Annotated in this window: 17 protein-coding genes; 13 read left to right on the top strand and 4 right to left on the bottom strand. The window is 64.2% G+C overall.

What is annotated here, in order from left to right:
- The first annotated feature begins 3 nt into the window (after positions 1-3).
- A complete protein-coding gene (locus EAE28_RS02770) occupies positions 4-555 on the top strand; it encodes an MOSC domain-containing protein (protein ID WP_127104285.1) in 552 nt (183 codons plus the stop codon).
- A gap of 6 nt (positions 556-561) precedes the next feature.
- Here the strand turns inward: EAE28_RS02770 and EAE28_RS02765 are convergent, their stop codons facing one another.
- Positions 562-1,737, bottom strand: a complete 1,176-nt coding sequence (locus EAE28_RS02765; protein ID WP_127104284.1) for an aminotransferase — start codon at positions 1,735-1,737, stop codon at positions 562-564.
- Between the two features lie 124 nt (positions 1,738-1,861).
- Between EAE28_RS02765 and EAE28_RS02760 the strand changes: the two genes are divergently transcribed.
- The 9 genes from EAE28_RS02760 to EAE28_RS02720 all read left to right on the top strand — a co-directional run bounded on the left by EAE28_RS02760 (position 1,862) and on the right by EAE28_RS02720 (position 11,093).
- A complete protein-coding gene (locus tag EAE28_RS02760) occupies positions 1,862-3,031 on the top strand; it encodes an RsmB/NOP family class I SAM-dependent RNA methyltransferase (RefSeq protein ID WP_127104283.1) in 1,170 nt (389 codons plus the stop codon).
- Between the two features lie 80 nt (positions 3,032-3,111).
- Complete coding sequence (locus EAE28_RS24135) at positions 3,112-5,640, top strand: ATP-binding protein (RefSeq protein WP_246022226.1); 2,529 nt, start codon at positions 3,112-3,114, stop codon at positions 5,638-5,640.
- A 78-nt stretch (positions 5,641-5,718) separates the two neighbouring features.
- Positions 5,719-6,720: a nicotinate-nucleotide--dimethylbenzimidazole phosphoribosyltransferase gene (cobT, locus tag EAE28_RS02750; protein WP_220443876.1), complete on the top strand. Its 1,002-nt coding sequence runs from the start codon at positions 5,719-5,721 to the stop codon at positions 6,718-6,720.
- Between the two features lie 3 nt (positions 6,721-6,723).
- Positions 6,724-7,452, top strand: a complete 729-nt coding sequence (cobS, locus tag EAE28_RS02745; protein WP_127104280.1) for an adenosylcobinamide-GDP ribazoletransferase — start codon at positions 6,724-6,726, stop codon at positions 7,450-7,452.
- Positions 7,443-7,964, top strand: a complete 522-nt coding sequence (gene cobC / locus EAE28_RS02740) for an alpha-ribazole phosphatase (RefSeq protein WP_127104279.1) — start codon at positions 7,443-7,445, stop codon at positions 7,962-7,964. Before cobS ends, cobC begins: the two co-directional genes overlap by 10 nt.
- On the top strand, positions 7,961-8,485 hold the full coding sequence (gene cobU, locus EAE28_RS02735) for a bifunctional adenosylcobinamide kinase/adenosylcobinamide-phosphate guanylyltransferase (RefSeq protein ID WP_127104278.1): 525 nt from the start codon (positions 7,961-7,963) through the stop codon (positions 8,483-8,485). Before cobC ends, cobU begins: the two co-directional genes overlap by 4 nt.
- 47 nt (positions 8,486-8,532) lie before the next feature.
- A complete protein-coding gene (radA, locus tag EAE28_RS02730) occupies positions 8,533-9,891 on the top strand; it encodes a DNA repair protein RadA (RefSeq protein ID WP_127104277.1) in 1,359 nt (452 codons plus the stop codon).
- A gap of 19 nt (positions 9,892-9,910) precedes the next feature.
- Entirely contained in the window at positions 9,911-10,477 is a 567-nt protein-coding gene (locus EAE28_RS02725) for a CvpA family protein (RefSeq protein ID WP_127104276.1), read from the top strand.
- Between the two features lie 4 nt (positions 10,478-10,481).
- Complete coding sequence (locus EAE28_RS02720; protein ID WP_127104275.1) at positions 10,482-11,093, top strand: aldehyde dehydrogenase family protein; 612 nt, start codon at positions 10,482-10,484, stop codon at positions 11,091-11,093.
- On the opposite strand, the gene ppk2 is transcribed toward EAE28_RS02720, so the two are convergent.
- Entirely contained in the window at positions 11,059-11,931 is an 873-nt protein-coding gene (gene ppk2, locus EAE28_RS02715) for a polyphosphate kinase 2 (protein WP_127104274.1), read from the bottom strand. The two genes, EAE28_RS02720 and ppk2, sit on opposite strands and share 35 nt — an antisense overlap.
- A gap of 377 nt (positions 11,932-12,308) precedes the next feature.
- On the opposite strand from ppk2, the gene EAE28_RS02710 reads away from it, so the two are divergent.
- Both EAE28_RS02710 and EAE28_RS02705 read left to right on the top strand, forming a co-directional pair.
- On the top strand, positions 12,309-12,668 hold the full coding sequence (locus tag EAE28_RS02710; protein ID WP_127104273.1) for a TfoX/Sxy family protein: 360 nt from the start codon (positions 12,309-12,311) through the stop codon (positions 12,666-12,668).
- An 11-nt stretch (positions 12,669-12,679) separates the two neighbouring features.
- On the top strand, positions 12,680-13,159 hold the full coding sequence (locus EAE28_RS02705; protein WP_127104653.1) for a lytic transglycosylase domain-containing protein: 480 nt from the start codon (positions 12,680-12,682) through the stop codon (positions 13,157-13,159).
- A gap of 69 nt (positions 13,160-13,228) precedes the next feature.
- On the opposite strand, the gene ndk is transcribed toward EAE28_RS02705, so the two are convergent.
- Positions 13,229-13,651 carry a nucleoside-diphosphate kinase gene (ndk, locus tag EAE28_RS02700; RefSeq protein ID WP_127104272.1) on the bottom strand — a complete coding sequence of 141 codons (423 nt, stop codon included), beginning with the start codon at positions 13,649-13,651 and terminating at the stop codon, positions 13,229-13,231.
- A gap of 115 nt (positions 13,652-13,766) precedes the next feature.
- Entirely contained in the window at positions 13,767-14,957 is a 1,191-nt protein-coding gene (locus EAE28_RS02695) for a multidrug effflux MFS transporter (RefSeq protein WP_127104271.1), read from the bottom strand.
- Positions 14,958-15,082: 125 nt separating this feature from the next.
- On the opposite strand from EAE28_RS02695, the gene EAE28_RS02690 reads away from it, so the two are divergent.
- Positions 15,083-16,927, top strand: a complete 1,845-nt coding sequence (locus tag EAE28_RS02690) for an ABC-F family ATP-binding cassette domain-containing protein (protein WP_127104270.1) — start codon at positions 15,083-15,085, stop codon at positions 16,925-16,927.
- Positions 16,928-16,939 lie beyond the last annotated feature (12 nt).

Below are 16,939 nucleotides of genomic sequence, written 5' to 3'. Positions count from 1 at the left end.
TGGATGAGCGATCAGGCGACCCGCGCCGAACTTGATGCCGCAATCCCGCATATCATGGCCGCGCCAAAGGACGGCGCGGCCATTGAACAATTGTGCCTGCGCCCCGGCTATGGGGCCCGTCAGTTCGTCGACCAGATTGCGCTGACCGTTGCCGGGGGGATCCCGGGCGAACGATGGTCGACTGCCCCTTGGTTGCGCTTGCCCGATGGCAGCCCGCATCCGGGCATTCAGGTCTGTATCCTGCAACGCCGCGTGCTCGATCTTGTCTGGCGTGACCGCAGGGCCACACCACATCCGGGCGATACGTTCATCGTCGATATGGACCTGTCCGAGGCCAATCTGCCGACCGGGACGGTGTTGCAGGTTGGGACAGCGCAGCTGCGTGTGTCCGACGTGTTCAATGATGCCTGCGTCAAATGGAAGACCCGCTACGGTGCCCCGGCCAAAGACTGGGTCACCGCGCCGGGCAACCCGGCTTTGCGGCTGCGGGGCGTCTTGTGCAGCATCACGCAGGACGGTGTGATTCGATCCGGCGACAGGCTGCGCAAAGGCTGAGACGGCTCAGGTCACTGCCTTGAGCCGTTCTATCAATTGCCCGATCTCGCCGACATCCGCGTTGGCAAAGGCGATTCGCATCTCACCGGCACCTTCGCTTTGTGTATCGGGCCGGAACATCGTGCCCGGAAGCATGAGAACGCCGACCTCTGCCAGCAACCGTTTGGCAACAGCGGTTGAATCGGTTTCAAACGGGTGGCGCGCGTAGCCGAAATAAGCGCCGCAGCCCAGCAGTTCCCACCCTGGAACCTGCGCGAAACCGTCCAGCATGGCGCGGCGCCGCCGCAAAATTTCCAGCCGCTCACCGGCCAGCCAGCTTTCAAGGTTCTCCAGCCCCCAAAGCGCCGCCATTTGCCCGGGGCCTGATACGCAAATCGTCACTGTATCGAGAAATTTCTCGATCTCGGCCAGACGCGCGGGCGACGCGGCGATCGCCCCGACGCGGTGGCCGGTCAGGCGATAGGCTTTGGAGAAACTGTAAAGATGAATGAAATTCCGGTCCCAGTCAGGGTTCTGGAACAGCCGATGTGGCGGCCCGTCTTGGGTGTGGAAGTCGCGGTAGGTCTCATCGACGATCAAGGCGATGCCATGGCGTTCGGCCAGGTCAGCAAATGCGTCCAGCGTCTCTGCGGAATACTCGACGCCGCCGGGATTGTTGGGCGTCACCAGAGTGATCGCTTTGGTGCGGGGCGTTATCAGGGCGGCGCAACGGTCCGGATCGGGCAGCAGATCCGAGCCCGTGGGCAGCGGAACAGCCGTTACACCGTTCATGCTCAGCCACATAACATGGTTAAAGTACCACGGTGTAGGCAGAATGACTTCGTCACCCGGCCCGGCGAGCGTGGCAATCACCGCGCAAAATGCCTGGTTGCAACCCGATGTCAGCGCCACCTGATCGCCCCGCACGACGCCAGCGTACAACCCAGCCGTCCGCGCCGCCAACCTCTCTCGCAAGGCGGCGTTGCCCAAAACTGGACCGTAGAGATGGATCTCTGGGTCTTGCTCGATTGCCCGCGCCATCGCTGCGCGCAGCTCTGCGGTCGGCGGTTCGACCGGGGCCGCTTGCGACAGGTTGAGCAGGGGATAGTCCAAGGGCAATGTGGTCTGGCTCAACCACCGGCGCGCTTCGGGTACCGGCGGGGCAAAGGTCGTGGCGAAGGCGGGGTTCAGGGGCAGGGACATGGCGTGCTCGCGTTTGATCGTGGTCAGAGTGCCGCATGCCGCCATGATCGGCAAGGTGGCGGGCCTTGCCATCCGTGCGACACTGCCGCATGCACGATCGGTAATCAAAAACCCCTGAGGCCCCATGACACCTGCCGCGCGCGAGGCTGCCGCTATTGAACTTCTGGACCGCTGGCTGGCCGGGCTCCCTGTTGAGCAGGCGCTCACCCTGTGGGCGCGGGCCAGCCGGTTCGCGGGTTCCGGTGATCGCGAGGCCGTGCGCGATCTGGTGTTTCAGGCGGTGCGGCGGCGACGGTCGGCAGCGGCTCTAGGTGGCGCCGAGACGGGGCGCGCGCTGCTGCTCGGCCTCGCCCGCGAGGCCGGGATCCGGCCAGAAGGCTGGACCGGCGTCGGTCACGCTCCAGCCGACCTAAGCGAAGCCGAGGCCCGCCTACTGGACGCACCTCTGCCTGTTCTGACCCGATCCGCCGCGCTCGACTGTCCGGATTGGCTGCTCGACCATTTTGACGCCGCACTGCAGGGGCAGACCGACGTTATTCTGTCACGGATGCGCGACCGCGCTCCGGTTTTTCTCCGCGTCAACACGGCACGGACAAGCCGTGACGCTGTGATCAGCGAACTCGCCGCGCTGGGGATCGAAGCGCGACCGCACCCGTTGGCGACCACGGCGCTCGAGGTCACCGCAAACCCCCGTCGTTTGCGCAACTCTGACGCGCTGATCGAAGGGCGGGTCGAGATGCAGGACGCAGCCAGCCAGGCCATTGCGCTCGACTTTGCCGCCCATGCCCGCGGCCCGGTGCTGGACTATTGCGCCGGGGGCGGGGGCAAGGCACTGGCGCTCGCCGCCGAAGGCTTCTCCGTTTCGGCGTATGATATTGATCCCCGTCGCATGGCCGACCTGCCAGCACGCGCCAAACGTGCAGGTGCAGCTGTCAAGGTTCTTTCCGGCCCGCCCACTGGGACGTGGTCCGCCATTTTTGCGGACGCCCCCTGTTCCGGCTCGGGCAGCTGGCGGCGTGCGCCCGAAGCGAAATGGGCCTTCACCCCTGCGCGGCTGGCCGAGTTGAAGTCAATACAGGACACGATCTTGCGCCAATGCGCGGACCTCACGGCGCCAGGCGGTTTGGTTGGATATGCGACCTGTTCGATGTTGCGCGACGAAAATGAAGATCGGGTTAAAGCGTTTTTGGAAAACCGGCCCGACTGGCGCTGCATTCTCGAGCGGCGCTTGTCGCCCTTGGACGGGGGCGATGGCTTTTATCTGGCGGTGTTGCGCAAGAGCTCTGCCAGCTAAACCTATGCGCGAAACCTGTTTCACGGTAATAAGGTCCTCTTGTTAATCATGCCTTAATGCCTTGGAGCCACAACGGGGTCATGCCCAGTCCCGTGCGCCATTCCGATTCGCAGATCCTCAACAACCATTTAGTGGTGTCAGAGGTGAAAGCACGCGGCGGTTTTGCTGCACTACTCAAGAGCGTTGCCGGCGCCGCGAATCGGATACTGGTCGCTGCTTTCGGGGGCGCTCTCATCGCGGCAGGGGCCGCTGTGTCTGGCTTCGGGGCGGCAGCACTTGTCATTGCCAGCGTCTCAGGAACCCTTGTGATACTGGCTTTTGCGGCGGCGCTGTCCCGTCTGCTGTATGAGAGGCGCGATTCAGTCCTAAGCGCTTCACTCCTGCAAGCGGCGGAGTTTGATCCTGATCCGTTGGTCATAACCACGCTCAACGGTGCACCACGGGCGGCCAATCCAGCCGCAAGAGAGGAGACGGATCCGGTACGGATCCTGGGTGCCTGGTGTGTTGAGGCCGCGTCGGTGGTCGCCGCACTCCTCGCAGAGGTTGAAGCGACAGGCGGCGTCACGCGTGAATTCTGGCGTCAAAAGAAGGGTCTAAGGCTTTCCGTTCATCGTCTGGACGCCGCTGGGGACCTGGTCGCCTGGCGTTTTTCCGCGCTCAATCGCGGCGGGGGCAGATATATTGAAGACTTGGGCATGCCGGTGATTACCCGCGATACCGAGGGCGTGCGCGCAAACGCGGCGACACGCAGTCTGATCGATCCTGGTGCGGAAACCGCGCAGGTCCTGGAGGCTGTCGAAGCCGCCCGCGACGCTGGCGAGCAAATGCCTTTGGCGCTCACGTTGCACAATGGCCATTGTGTGCGCGCCTTGCCGGTCGGTGGACGGGATGGGTTGCTTGACGTGGTCTTGATGCCAGCTTGGCGCGTGTTGCAAGAAGGTGAAGGGGCGGCGGCGTCAAATTTCGAAGAAATTCCAGTCGCTCTCATGCAGATCGACCCTGAGGGTCGCATTGGCGAAACAAACCGGCACGCGCGCGCCCTGCTGGGGGTGGCAGAGGGAGACCGACGTTTTTTCTGGGAGGTTGTCGAAGGGTTGGGGCGTCCGGTTGCCGATTGGCTTGAAGATGCGCGCAACGGTCGAACACTTGGACGCCCCGAGGTTTTGCGAGCGCCTTTGACGGGGCAGGACACTTTCGTCCAGATTATTCTGCGTCGTGCTACGGCGCCGGAGATGCAGGGGGCGCTGGTTGCCGTTGTTTCGGATGCAACCGAACTCAAGTCGCTTGAGGCGCGCTTTGTTCAAAGCCAGAAAATGCAGGCAATCGGGCAACTTGCCGGTGGCGTCGCCCATGATTTCAATAATTTGCTAACCGCGATCTCGGGTCATTGCGATCTGCTGTTGCTGAACCGGGATCGTTTTGATCCTGACTATAATGATCTGTTGCAGATCCACCAGAATGCCAACCGCGCTGCCGCTTTGGTGCGCCAGCTTCTTGCCTTCTCACGCAAGCAAACAATGAAATCCGAAGTCCTGCGCCTTGAAAGCCTTTTGGAGGATCTGACCCATCTGCTCACCCGGCTGGTCGGCGAACGCATCACCGTGTCCCTGAGCCACGACCCCGACGTTGGCGCGATTCGCGCGGATCGGCGGCAATTGGAACAGGTGATCATGAATTTGGTGGTTAATGCGCGTGACGCGATGCCGATGGGAGGAACGATACGGATTGAGACACAGTCTCTGCGCCTGCGCGAAGAGCGCGAATTGGGGCGCGCTCGCATTTCACCGGGGACGTATGCTCTTATCCGCGTGATTGATCAGGGTCTCGGCATACCGGACGATATTATTGACAAGATCTTTGAGCCATTCTTCACGACCAAAAAACTTGGTGAGGGGACAGGGCTGGGCCTGTCCACAGCTTATGGTATTGTCAAGCAAATGGGCGGTTACATTTTTGCGGATAGTTTTGAGGGTGCGGGGACTGTGTTCACCCTCTATTTCGGTATCGCGGCCGGCGTCGAAGCCCGTGACCCGGTTCAGCCAGGCCGGATGAGCACCACCCACACCAGCAAAGATGCTGCGCGTGCGTTTACCTCGCCGGTCACACTGACGGCAAAATTGGGCGGTTTTGACCAGCCCGCCGCACCGTTTACGACGATTCACCCGTCGCCGCAGTTGGCAGCCGCCCATACCGGTGATGCATGGCCGGTGGTCGCCTCGCGGGGCGCGTCAGTTCTTCTGGTCGAAGATGAAGCCCCCGTACGCGCCTTCGCCGCGCGCGCGCTGCGGCTGCAGGGTTACCAGGTGTTCGAGGCGCAAGATGGTGAACAAGCTCTGGAATTCCTGGCTGAATCCACGATCCGCGTCGACATATTCGTCACCGACGTCATCATGCCCGGCATCGACGGTCCTGGCTGGGTCGCCGAGGCGCTGGTCTCGCGCCCCGGGACACCGGTGGTCTTTGTCTCGGGGCACACTGCGGATACTTTCAGCGCGGCGCTGAACCGTACGCCGCGCGCGGTATTTCTGGGTAAACCCTTTTCGCTCAAGGATCTTACCGACACCATCGCCCAACAACTCGATCCACCCGGTGTCGCGGCGCGGGCATGAGCGGTCGCCCGTGGTGCTTGCAACGCAAGGGCGGGGTGTTAGGAAGGTCCGGAACCCGACCTGAACCCGAGGCTGACCTTGATCGATACTCTCGCCGCGCGCATCCGTCAGACCATCGACGCAAAGACCAAACCGCAGGGATCGCTGGGGCAAATCGAAACCCTCGCCGAAACCATTGCGTTGTTACAAGAAACCACCGAGCCTAAGATGCGCAGCTGTACGCTTGTCATCTTTGCTGCGGATCACGGCATCGCGCTCGAAGGTGTCTCAGCCTTCCCTCAGGTCGTCACTGGCCAGATGGTACTGAACTTCCTTTCCGGCGGTGCGGCAGCGAATGTGTTTGCCACGGTGAACGGCGTGATGCTCAAGGTCGTGGACGCCGGCGTCGCGGGCGCGCCGATTTCACATCCCCAGCTTATTGACCGACGCCTTGGCGCCGGTACCGCCAGCTTTTTGACGGCCCCCGCGATGAACGCGGCGCAGGCGCAGCTGGCGCTGGACCATGGGGCCGCCTGCGCGCGCGAAGCCGAGGGTGACGCGCTCGCTTTTGGCGAGATGGGCATTGCCAACACGGCGACGGCCAGCGCGTTGGCGCATAAGCTGACCGGATTGCCGCTCGCGGATTTGATCGGCCGTGGAACCGGACTGGACGATGCGGGCGTTCAGCGCAAACTTGCCATCCTGACCGAGGCCGTCGCGCGGACCGGTGCGCTGACACCCCAAGAGGCGATGACCGAATACGGCGGGTTTGAGATCAACATGATCGCCGGTGCGATGCTGGAAACCGCGCGCCAGCGCCGGGTGGTGATCGTGGATGGCTTCATCGCCACCGCTGCAGCACTTCTGGCGACCAGGCTCGAACCCGAGTCGCGCCGTGCCATGGTCTTCGCGCATCACTCGCATGAAGCTGGCCATACCGCTTTGCTCAACCTGCTCGACGCCAAGCCCTTGCTGGCGCTGGACATGCGGTTGGGAGAGGGTACCGGCGCATTGCTGGCTTGGCCTTTGCTCAAAGCCGCGGCGGCGATGATGACCGATATGGCCAGTTTTGAGGCCGCCGGGGTCTCGAACAAGGACTGAGCGATGCGAGGCGCGCGCGCAGCTCTGGCATTTCTGACGCGGCTCCCTGCGGGCGCGCTTGAGAGTGCCGATTTCGCCCGCGCGCCGGGCTGGTTTGCGGCTATAGGCCTGTTGATCGGTGGTCTCACGGCGGTGATCTGGTGGTTGGCGGCGCTGGTCTGGCCGCCTGTCATTGCCGCAATCATCGCGGTCGCGGCGGGATTGTTGCTGACCGGGGCGCTGCATGAGGACGGGCTGGCCGATACGTTCGACGGTCTCGGTTCGGGCTGTCCGCGTGAGCGCGCGCTCGAAATTATGCGCGACAGCCGGATCGGCAGCTACGGCACCCTGGCGTTGGGACTGGCGCTTGCGGCTCGCGTGGCGGCGCTCGCCGCGCTGGGGCCGTTTGCGCCCGTCGCCTTGATCGCGGGGCAGAGCCTCAGTCGTGCGGGCATGGCCATGATGCTGCGCGCCGGGCCCTATGTGCGTGCCGCAGGGGCGGGCACCGGAATGACCGGACCGCTGGGCGCGACCCGCTGGCCGCTGTTCGCAGCGCTGCTCGCGGCGACCGTGCTGACGGGCGCGACGCTCGGCTGGGCGCTGGTTCCGGCGCTGGGCGGTTTGATCGCCGCGCAAGGGTTGATGCGCGCCTGGGCCGTCAAGCGGCTGGGCGGACTCACCGGTGACGTGCTGGGCGCGGCGCAGGTGCTGGGTGACTTGGGCTTTTTGTTGGGAGTTTTAGCATGGCGTTAATACTTTTGCGTCACACTCGACCGGAACGGGCCGAGGGAACCTGCTATGGACGCACCGACATGCAACTGGACGACAGCTTTGCGGCCGAGGCCGCGCGCATCGCCGCGGAGTTGCCTGATGTAACGCGCATTCTGTCCTCGCCCCTGTCGCGCTGCCACCGACTTGCGCAAGCCGTGGCGCAAAGCCGCGACCTGCCGGTGGAACTGGATGAACGTCTGATCGAGATGGATTTCGGTGCGTGGGAGAACACGCCCTGGGATGCCATCCCGCGTGATCAACTCGACGACTGGATGCGTGATTTTCTGGGCGCGCGGCCACATGGGGGGGAATCGGTGCAGCAACTCTACGACCGCGTTACTGCGGCGCTGAGTGATGCGGCTCAGGGCCCCGGGCCTGCCTTGGTCGTCACGCATGCGGGGGTTATCAAGGCAGCGAAGACGGCGCGCGGCGATGAAAATGGCTGGCAAAGCGACATTGCTTTTGGCGGCTGGGTACAGGTGGACTGGGCATGAGCACGGTGCTGGTGCTGGGCGGCGCGCGTTCGGGCAAAAGTGCCCTAGCCGAGCGCCTGACGCTCGCAGCAGGTGCCGCGCCGCTCTACATCGCCACGGGGCAGGCGTGGGATGATGAGATGCGCCAGCGCATCGCCGACCACCGCCAACAACGGGACGGGCAGGGCTGGACGACCTGTGAAGCCCCCCTCGCGCTGGCTGACGCCCTTGCCGCCGCCCCTGACGACCAGCCTGTCCTGATCGACTGCCTGACGCTCTGGCTCACCAATCTGATGCTGGGCGAGCACCCCATTGACCCCGCCACGCAGACGTTGCGCGATACCCTCGCCGCCCGTCCGGGCCTGACGGTTCTTGTCGCGAATGAAGTCGGCCTTGGCATCGTGCCTGATAACGCGCTCGCCCGTCGCTTCCGCGACGCGGCGGGACGGCTCAACCAACAGATCGCGGCCCAGGCCGACACCGTGGTTTTCACCGCCGCTGGCCTGCCGATGATCCTGAAGGGGCACCTCCCGCCCGCGTGACCCGCGCCTCTCTTGCGCGGCGCGGACGGGCAGGCGATAACCCCTGCATGGCCAAGGCATCCCCCCAATTCACCTGCACGGAATGCGGCGCGCTCCATACCAAATGGAGCGGGCGCTGCGACGCCTGTGGCGCGTGGAATTCCATCGTTGAAGAAGCACCGCTGAACGCCGGTCCCAAGGGCCCGGTGGCGCGCGGCCGCTCGATCCAGCTGAGCACGCTGACCACGCAAGAGGCACCGCCCCCCCGCACCCTGTCCGGCGTGGCCGAATTCGACCGCGTGCTGGGCGGCGGTCTGGTCAAGGCATCTGCCATCCTCGTTGGCGGCGATCCGGGCATCGGCAAATCAACCCTGCTGTTGCAGGCCGTCGCAGCCTTCGCACGCAACGGTTTGAACACGCTCTATATTTCCGGCGAAGAAGCCGCCGCTCAGGTTCGCATGCGCGCGCAACGACTTGGCTTGGGCGATGCGCCGGTGCGGCTGGGCGCTGAAACCAACCTGCGCGACATCCTGACCACGCTCGACACCGAGCGCCCCGATCTGGTGATCATCGACTCGATCCAGACCATGTGGCTGGACAACATCGGCTCTGCCCCAGGCAGCGTTTCGCAGCTGCGCGCGGCGGCGCATGAGTTGGTCACGCTGGCCAAACAGCGCGGCGTGTCGGTGATTCTGGTCGGCCATGTCACCAAGGATGGCCAGATCGCCGGTCCCCGCGTGATCGAGCATATGGTCGACTGTGTGCTCTATTTCGAGGGCGAGCGCGGCCACCAGTTCCGCATCCTGCGCGCCGTCAAGAACCGCTTCGGCCCGGCTGATGAGATCGGCGTGTTCGAGATGACCGGCGCGGGGCTGGCCGAGGTGCCAAACCCTTCGGCCCTGTTCCTGTCCGAGCGCGGCAAACCCGCCCCCGGTTCGGTGGTTTTCGCCGGGATCGAAGGCACGCGCCCGATGCTGACCGAAATTCAGGCCCTCGTCGCGCCGTCCCCCTTGTCCAACCCACGGCGTACGGTGGTCGGACTGGACAGCGGGCGGCTGTCGACGATTCTGGCCGTGCTCGAGGCCCGCTGCGGCATCCCTTTCGCCGGGCTCGACGTCTTTCTCAACGTCGCCGGGGGGATGCGCGTCAGCGAACCCGCGGCGGATCTGGCGGTCGCTGCCGCACTTTTAAGTGCGCGGGAAGACATCGCACTGCCCGCAGACACTGTCGTCTTTGGGGAAATCTCTCTGTCGGGCGCGTTGCGGCCGGTAAGCCAGACAGAAAACAGGTTGAAAGAAGCCGCAAAACTTGGTTTCACCACGGCCATGCTACCCAAAGGTGGTAAAGCAGGGCCCAAGGTCGGCGTTCAGCTGCGCGAGATGACGGATCTCACGGGTTTTGTCGGCGAAGTTTTCGGCGCGGGATAGTGCCAAGGAGCGGATTTCTATGGATTCCTTTACTCTGGTCGACGCCGCAGTCGCGCTGGTCATCATTGTCTCGGCCATCCTCGCCTATTCGCGGGGGCTGGTGCGGGAGTTGCTGGCAATCGCGGGCTGGATCGTTGCTGCCGTGGTCGCCTTTGTCATGGCCCCCACGTTCGAGCCCTTGGTCCGCGAGATCCCCTATATCGGCAATATTCTGGGCGACAGTTGCGAGCTGACAATCATTGCGGCGTTTGCCGGGGTCTTTGCGATCATGCTGGTGCTGGTGGCGCTGTTCACGCCGCTGTTCTCCAGCCTAATCCGCAATTCGGCGCTCGGGGGGCTTGATCAGGGCCTGGGGTTCTTCTTCGGTGTGTTGCGCGGCATTCTGCTGATCGCTGTCGCGCTGATCGTCTTCCAGAACGCCGTGCCGCCGGGGACTGTGCCGATGGTCGACAACGCGCGCTCGGTTGCGCTGTTCGCTCAGGTTCAGGCCGCGATCACCGATACGCTGCCCGCCGATGCGCCCAACTGGATCGTTCAGCGCTATGAAGAGCTGACCGCCAGCTGCACGGCCACGACGGGCACCTGATCCCTTGATCGACCCTCAGTTTCGCGCCGAGCTGAACGAGAGGCTGTTCACCTGCTATATCGGGGGGCGCTGGACGGCGCCCCTTGGCACACGTGCCGTGCCGGTTCACCCGTTCGACGGCGGCCGCATGGGCACAATCGCTTGCGCCGAGCAGGGCGATATCGCACGCGCGGTCGCGGGTTTGCGCGGGCCGCTGCCCGAAAGGGCCGCGCTTGAGGAAGCCTATGCCGGCAGCGCCTATCTCTTGCGGGCGCTGCGCCGCGAGGAAGGGTACGCCGACGCTGTCGCGCCCCCGCGCATGCCGGTAACCTTACCGCCCGGTGACGGGCCGCTGATTGTGCTCAGTGCCGCCGCGACCGCCTTTGCGCGGATCGTCGGGGTGTTGCTTGCCGGGGCCGGGCGCGGGGTGATCTGGAAACCCGCGCCGCGTGCTGCCGCGTCCGCCCATCTGCTCATGCGGGCGCTGGGGCCGGTATCGGGGATGCGGCTGGCGATGGTGCAGGGCGATCACGCCACCGGCGCGCTGTTGGCGGGGCAGGGCGGGCTGGTGTGGCTGTCGCGCGCACCGTGCCCCTTGGTGGTTAACGACCCGGCCACAGCGCCACTCCGCCAGTGATCCCCGCGTCCAGCGCGCCCAGAGCCGCCTCATCCTTGCGGTCGTAGTCGAAGCTTGAGAGCAGCCGTTGCACAGCCGCGATCCGGGCACGGTATTTGTCGTCGCCGCGGATCACGGTCCAGGGAGCAAAGCTGAAATCCGAGCGCGCGAAGGTCTCGCCGATTGCCTTGGTATAGGCGTCCCATTTTTCCAGCCCGTTCACGTCAATCGACGACAGCTTCCATTGCTTGAGCGGGTGCTTTTCACGCTCCAGCATACGGCGGAGCTGTTCGGCCTGACCGACGTTGAACCACAGTTTGATCAGCTGGATGCCGTCATCGACCAGAGCCTTCTCGAAGCCCGGCAACTGGTCAAAGAAATGGGCGCGTTGCTCAGGGGTGCAGAAGCCAAAGACCTGTTCGACCACGGCACGGTTGTACCAACTGCGGTCCAGCAGCGCGATTTCTCCGGCGGCGGGCAGATGGGCGATATAGCGCTGAAAGTACCATTGTGTGCGCTCGCGGTCGGTCGGTTTGGGCAGGGCGACGGTCTTCGCACCACGCGGGTTGAGGTTCTCGCGCACCCGCTTGATCGCGCCGGACTTGCCCGCCGTATCGCGCCCCTCGAAGACCACGACGATGCGCTGGCCGGACGACTCGACCCAGCGCTGAAATTTGACCAGCTCGACCTGCAGGTCTTTCATCCGCGCTTCGTAGTCGTCCTTTTTCATCCAGCGGTCATAGGGGAAGTCGTCGATCAGGATGTCGCGCTTGGCACCCTCTTCAATCGCCTTGCGCACCGCCTTGGGGGCGCCATTCTTGAAATACTCGGAAATCGCGCCGTCGAAAGGCAGGTCCATGGGGAGGCTCCAGTGTTTTGCGCAGGCTAGGCTGGCGGGGCGGGAGACGACAAGCGGAATTCTGTTTATAGATGTCAGGCATTATAATGACTGACATTAAGTGTGGGCAAGTTTGATTAGTCTAAGTCCGTCGCCGGCATGCTGGGAAACAAGGTGGAGGTTTCCGACGCCAAAGCGCGGAAACCTGAACTATACGCTGCTTTCAGGTTGCAACGTGTTGAAAATAAATAATGCCTGACAATACGCATGGCCGCAACTTCCGCTGATACAAAACCGCGCGCATGGGTATCCGGCGGGCTGCACCGGTTCGCGCCCTGCTTAACGTCACTCTGTCACGACCTCTTGCCAACCGCCTCGCCACGCAGCACTCTTTACCCATGCCGACACCGATTTCAGACCTGCGCAACCTTGGCCCCGCGAGCGAAGAGAGCTTCGCCCGCGCCGGGATCCATGACGCCGAAACGCTGCGCGACCTTGGCGCTGATGCGGCCTATGCCCTTTTGCTCAAATCCGGCGAGCGGCCGCATTTCATCGTTTACTACGTGTTGCACATGGCCCTGCAGGGTCGGCCGTGGAATGATTGCAAGGGCGCGGAAAAGGACGCGCTGCGTCTGCGCTTTGATGGGCTGAAAGCCGCGCATAAGGCACAAGGGGGGATTGAGGGAATCGAGGCGATCCTTGATGAGATCGGCGTGATCGACCCTGCCGGACCCCGGCGTAAACGACGGAGCGGATGACAGTGCCGATGATGAAGACAACCCTGGCCTTGCTCGTGGTGCTGGCGCTGGCTGCCTGCGGTGGCGGGCGCCCGGATGACATTGACGTGCCCAGCCGCCTGTTCCCCGGAGAGACGCCGCAAATGCGCGTGCTCATCGTGCGGGCGTCGCGGGATCTGGAGATCCCCGAGGCGCTGCTGCACCGCGTCATCCAGCGCGAAAGCGACTACCGCGCCGATGCCCGCAACGGGCCGTATTACGGGCTGATGCAGATCCTGCCACAGACCGCCCGGACCATGGGCTTTCGTGGCGAGCCGCGCGAGTTGCTCGATCCCGAGGTGAACCTGCGCTACGCCGGGCGCTATCTGCGCGGCGCGTGGCTGGTGTCGGATGGCGATATGGATGAGGCGGTGATGCATTACGCGCGCGGCTATTATTACGACGCCCGCGACCGCTGCCTGCTGGTCGAGACCGGACTGGCCACGCGCGAAACCAACCGTCGCTGCCGGTAAGCGCCTGAACGCGCGCATAGAAAAAGGGCGGGGAAATTCCCCGCCCTCAATCGTTCATCAAGCGGTGGCTCAGCCGACCAGCTCTAGACCCGAGAAGAAATACGCGATTTCCTGCGCGGCGGTTTCCGGCGCGTCCGAACCGTGGACCGAGTTCTCGCCGACCGACAGCGCGAAATCGGCGCGGATGGTGCCTTCGTCGGCTTGCGCCGGGTTGGTTGCGCCCATCACTTCGCGGTTCTTGGCAATGGCGCCTTCGCCTTCCAGAACCTGCACGACGACCGGAGCCGACGCCATGAATTCACACAGTTCGCCATAGAAGGGGCGCTCTTTGTGCACTTCATAGAACTGGCCAGCCTGCGCCGGGGTCAGGTGAATGCGCTTTTGCGCGACGATCCGCAGGCCCGCATCCTCGAACTTGGCGTTGATCTTGCCGGTCAGGTTGCGGTTGGTGGCGTCGGGCTTGATGATCGACAGCGTGCGTTCGATAGCCATGTGACTCTCTCTCGATGTGCGACAAAGGCCCCATGCCCGTGCCGCCGGTTAAATCCCGTGCGCGTCTACCATGGGTCGCCGGGCTTGAAAACCCGCGACGGGTGGGCGTTGTGGCTCACAGGTCGTCAAATCCTCCGGCCCGGTCCAGCCAGATCGCGATGATCCCCGCCACCAGCGCTGCCAGCGCCGAGCCGAGAATCAGCGACAGCAGCATGATGGGCGTGCTGCTGCGCTCTACCGCCATCAAGGTGATCCACGTCAGCGCCGCGCCGCCCGACACCGCCAGCGCGCCCGCAAGGCTGGCCGCCGTCCCGGCCAGATCGGGCCGCACCGAGATTGCGCCGGTGTTGGCATTGGCCATGGTCAGGCCATTGCCGATCCCCACGGTCATGGTGAATCCGAACAACAAGAACGGGCTGGAATAGCCCATGAGGAAGGCCAGCAGACCCATGCTCAACCCCACCGCCGGGATCAGCCGCCCGACCAGGATCAGCCGGTGGATGCCCAGCCGGGGCGCCAGCCGTGCCGTCGCCAGCGCGCCCAGCAGGAACCCCCCGGTGATCGAGCCGATCCCGGCCCCGATCCACGCCGGCGACAGGTTCCACAGCCGGGTGGCCACGAACGGCGCGCCTGCGATGAACACATAGAACGCCCCGACCGAGAACGCCTGACACATCGCATAGCTCCAGAACCGGCCCGAGCGCAGCAGGGAGGTGTAATCCGACAGGCGCAGCGGGCGCGGCCCGGTTTTCAGCGTCTCGCCCAGATCGACCCAGACCAGCGCCAGCGCCATCGCCCCCAGCGCGGCATAGAGCGCGAAAATCGCCCGCCAGCCGATCACCGTATCCAGAATGCCGCCCACCGTCGGCCCCAGCATCGGCGCCAGCGCCATCGACGCGCCGATCACGCCCATCTTGCTGGCCGCCTCGCGGGCCGGGAACTGGTCGCGGATGATCGCCGCCCCCAGCACCGTGCTGGTGATGATCACCGCCTGTGCCATGCGGAAAACCAAAAACAACATTTCGTCCTGCGCCAGCACGCAACCGACCGAGGCCACCATATACAGCGCCACCGCGAACAGCATCACCGGGCGGCGGCCAAGCCGGTCGCTGATCGGTCCCATGATCAGTTGCAGCACGGCCGAGACGATCATGTAGCCCGAGACGGCCAGCGCCATGCTGCTTTCCGTTGCGCCCAGATCGACGATCATGCGGGGCAGCGAGGGCAGGAACATGTTCAGGCTGAGAACGGCCATCCCGGTCAGCAAGATCAGGGTGGTCAGATGGGGCGGTGTTCGCGTGTGCATGGATACCTCGGCTGTGTGCGCCATCCAAAGGCGGGCCGGCGGGGAAATGCAACCCGTTCAAGAATTTCTGCATCCGCAAAGGCCCCCGCTGGCGTGTGTCGCGCCCTTCTGCTAAGCGGCGCAGCATGTTGACCATAAATGACCTCAGTTACTCTGTTGACGGACGCCCGCTGCTTGTGGGCGCGTCGGCGCGCATTCCGACCGGCCACAAAGTTGGCCTCGTGGGCCGCAACGGTTCGGGCAAAACCACGCTGTTTCGCCTGATCCGGGGCGAGCTGGTGCTTGAGGGCGGCTCGATCAGCCTGCCGTCCCGCGCCCGCATCGGTGGGGTCGCGCAAGAGGTGCCGTCATCCTCGACCAGCCTGCTGGACACGGTGCTTGAGGCGGATGTCGAGCGCGCTTCGCTTATGTCCGAGGCGGAAACCGCCACCGACGCGCATCGCATTGCCGAGATACAGGCGCGTCTGGCCGATATTGATGCGTGGTCGGCTGAGGGGCGGGCGAGCACGATTTTGAAAGGTCTGGGATTTACGGCTGAGGAAATGCTCATGCCCTGCTCGGATTTCTCGGGCGGCTGGCGCATGCGCGTGGCGCTGGCAGGGGTGCTCTTTGCCCAGCCTGACCTTCTGCTGCTCGACGAGCCGACCAACTATCTCGATCTTGAGGGGGCGCTCTGGCTTGAGGCCTATCTCGCCAAGTATCCGCACACGGTCATCGTCATCAGCCACGACCGCGGCCTGCTGAACCGCGCGGTCGGGGCGATTCTGCACCTCGAAGACAAGAAGCTGACGCTTTACACCGGTGGCTATGACACCTTCGCCAAGACCCGCGCCGAACAGCGCGCGGTGCTGGCGGCTGAGTCCAAGAAGCAAGACGTGCGCCGCGCGCATCTGCAAAGCTTCGTGGACCGCTTCAAGGCCAAGGCGTCGAAAGCCCGTCAGGCCCAGTCGCGCGTCAAGATGCTGGAAAAGATGACGCCGATCACCGCGCCGGCCGAGGCGGCGAAGCACGTCTTCACCTTCCCAGCGCCCGAAGAACTCTCGCCCCCGATCATCAACATGGAGGGCGTATCGGTCGGCTATGGCGACACGATCATCCTGCGCCGTCTGGGGCTGCGCATTGATCAGGACGACCGCATCGCCTTGCTGGGCCGCAACGGTGAGGGCAAGTCAACGCTGTCCAAGCTGCTCGCCGGCAAGCTGGAGCCGCGCGGCGGCAGCTATACGCAGTCCAACAAACTGCGCGTCGGCTATTTCGCGCAGCATCAGGTGGACGAGCTGTTCCTTGATGAGACCCCGGTGCAGCACCTGCGCCGCATCCGTCCCAATGAGGGCGAGCCGCGTCTGCGCGCGCGTCTGGCCGGGTTCGGCCTGATGGCCGATCAGGCCGAGACGGTGGTGGGCCGCTTGTCGGGTGGGCAGAAAGCCCGCCTGTCGCTGCTGCTTGCGACCATCGAAGCGCCGCATATGCTGATCCTGGATGAGCCGACCAACCACCTTGATATCGAGAGCCGCGAGGCGCTGGTCGAGGCGCTGACCGCCTATAGCGGCGCGGTCATTCTGGTCAGCCACGACATGCACCTTCTGTCGCTGGTCGCGGACCGTCTGTGGCTGGTCAAGGACGGCGCGGTCGAGCCGTATCTCGAAGACCTCGACGCCTACCGCGCGCTGTTGCTGGGCGAGGGGTCGGAGAAGCCCAAGGCCGAGAAACCGGCCAAGCCCAAGGCCACGCGCGAGCAGGTTTCGGCGCTGAAATCCGAGCTGCGCAAATGCGAGCAGCGGGTCGCCAAGCTGGAAGAGATGCGTGAGAAGCTGGCCAAGAAGCTGGCCGACCCGCAGCTTTATGAAGACGGGCGCAAAGGCGATCTGGACGTCTGGAACCGCAAATATGCCGAAGTCATGGACGCCGTTGACCGCGCCGAAGCTTTGTGGATGAAAGCCGTGGAAGCGGTTGAAAACGCTGGTAAGTAAACGTCAGACTTT

This window comes from Pararhodobacter zhoushanensis (genome assembly GCF_003990445.1).
GTDB lineage: Bacteria > Pseudomonadota > Alphaproteobacteria > Rhodobacterales > Rhodobacteraceae > Pararhodobacter > Pararhodobacter zhoushanensis.
This window is presented reverse-complemented; position numbering and strand designations above follow the sequence as displayed.

Coding starts and splice junctions, on each gene's coding strand:
- EAE28_RS02770 (WP_127104285.1), top strand. CDS start 4: ATGAGCGATCAGGCGACCCGCGCCGAACTTGATGCCGCAATCCCGCAT.
- EAE28_RS02765 (WP_127104284.1), bottom strand. CDS start 1,737: ATGTCCCTGCCCCTGAACCCCGCCTTCGCCACGACCTTTGCCCCGCCG.
- EAE28_RS02760 (WP_127104283.1), top strand. CDS start 1,862: ATGACACCTGCCGCGCGCGAGGCTGCCGCTATTGAACTTCTGGACCGC.
- EAE28_RS24135 (WP_246022226.1), top strand. CDS start 3,112: ATGCCCAGTCCCGTGCGCCATTCCGATTCGCAGATCCTCAACAACCAT.
- cobS (WP_127104280.1), top strand. CDS start 6,724: ATGCGAGGCGCGCGCGCAGCTCTGGCATTTCTGACGCGGCTCCCTGCG.
- cobC (WP_127104279.1), top strand. CDS start 7,443: ATGGCGTTAATACTTTTGCGTCACACTCGACCGGAACGGGCCGAGGGA.
- cobU (WP_127104278.1), top strand. CDS start 7,961: ATGAGCACGGTGCTGGTGCTGGGCGGCGCGCGTTCGGGCAAAAGTGCC.
- radA (WP_127104277.1), top strand. CDS start 8,533: ATGGCCAAGGCATCCCCCCAATTCACCTGCACGGAATGCGGCGCGCTC.
- EAE28_RS02725 (WP_127104276.1), top strand. CDS start 9,911: ATGGATTCCTTTACTCTGGTCGACGCCGCAGTCGCGCTGGTCATCATT.
- ppk2 (WP_127104274.1), bottom strand. CDS start 11,931: ATGGACCTGCCTTTCGACGGCGCGATTTCCGAGTATTTCAAGAATGGC.
- EAE28_RS02710 (WP_127104273.1), top strand. CDS start 12,309: ATGCCGACACCGATTTCAGACCTGCGCAACCTTGGCCCCGCGAGCGAA.
- EAE28_RS02705 (WP_127104653.1), top strand. CDS start 12,680: ATGAAGACAACCCTGGCCTTGCTCGTGGTGCTGGCGCTGGCTGCCTGC.
- ndk (WP_127104272.1), bottom strand. CDS start 13,651: ATGGCTATCGAACGCACGCTGTCGATCATCAAGCCCGACGCCACCAAC.
- EAE28_RS02695 (WP_127104271.1), bottom strand. CDS start 14,957: ATGCACACGCGAACACCGCCCCATCTGACCACCCTGATCTTGCTGACC.
- EAE28_RS02690 (WP_127104270.1), top strand. CDS start 15,083: ATGTTGACCATAAATGACCTCAGTTACTCTGTTGACGGACGCCCGCTG.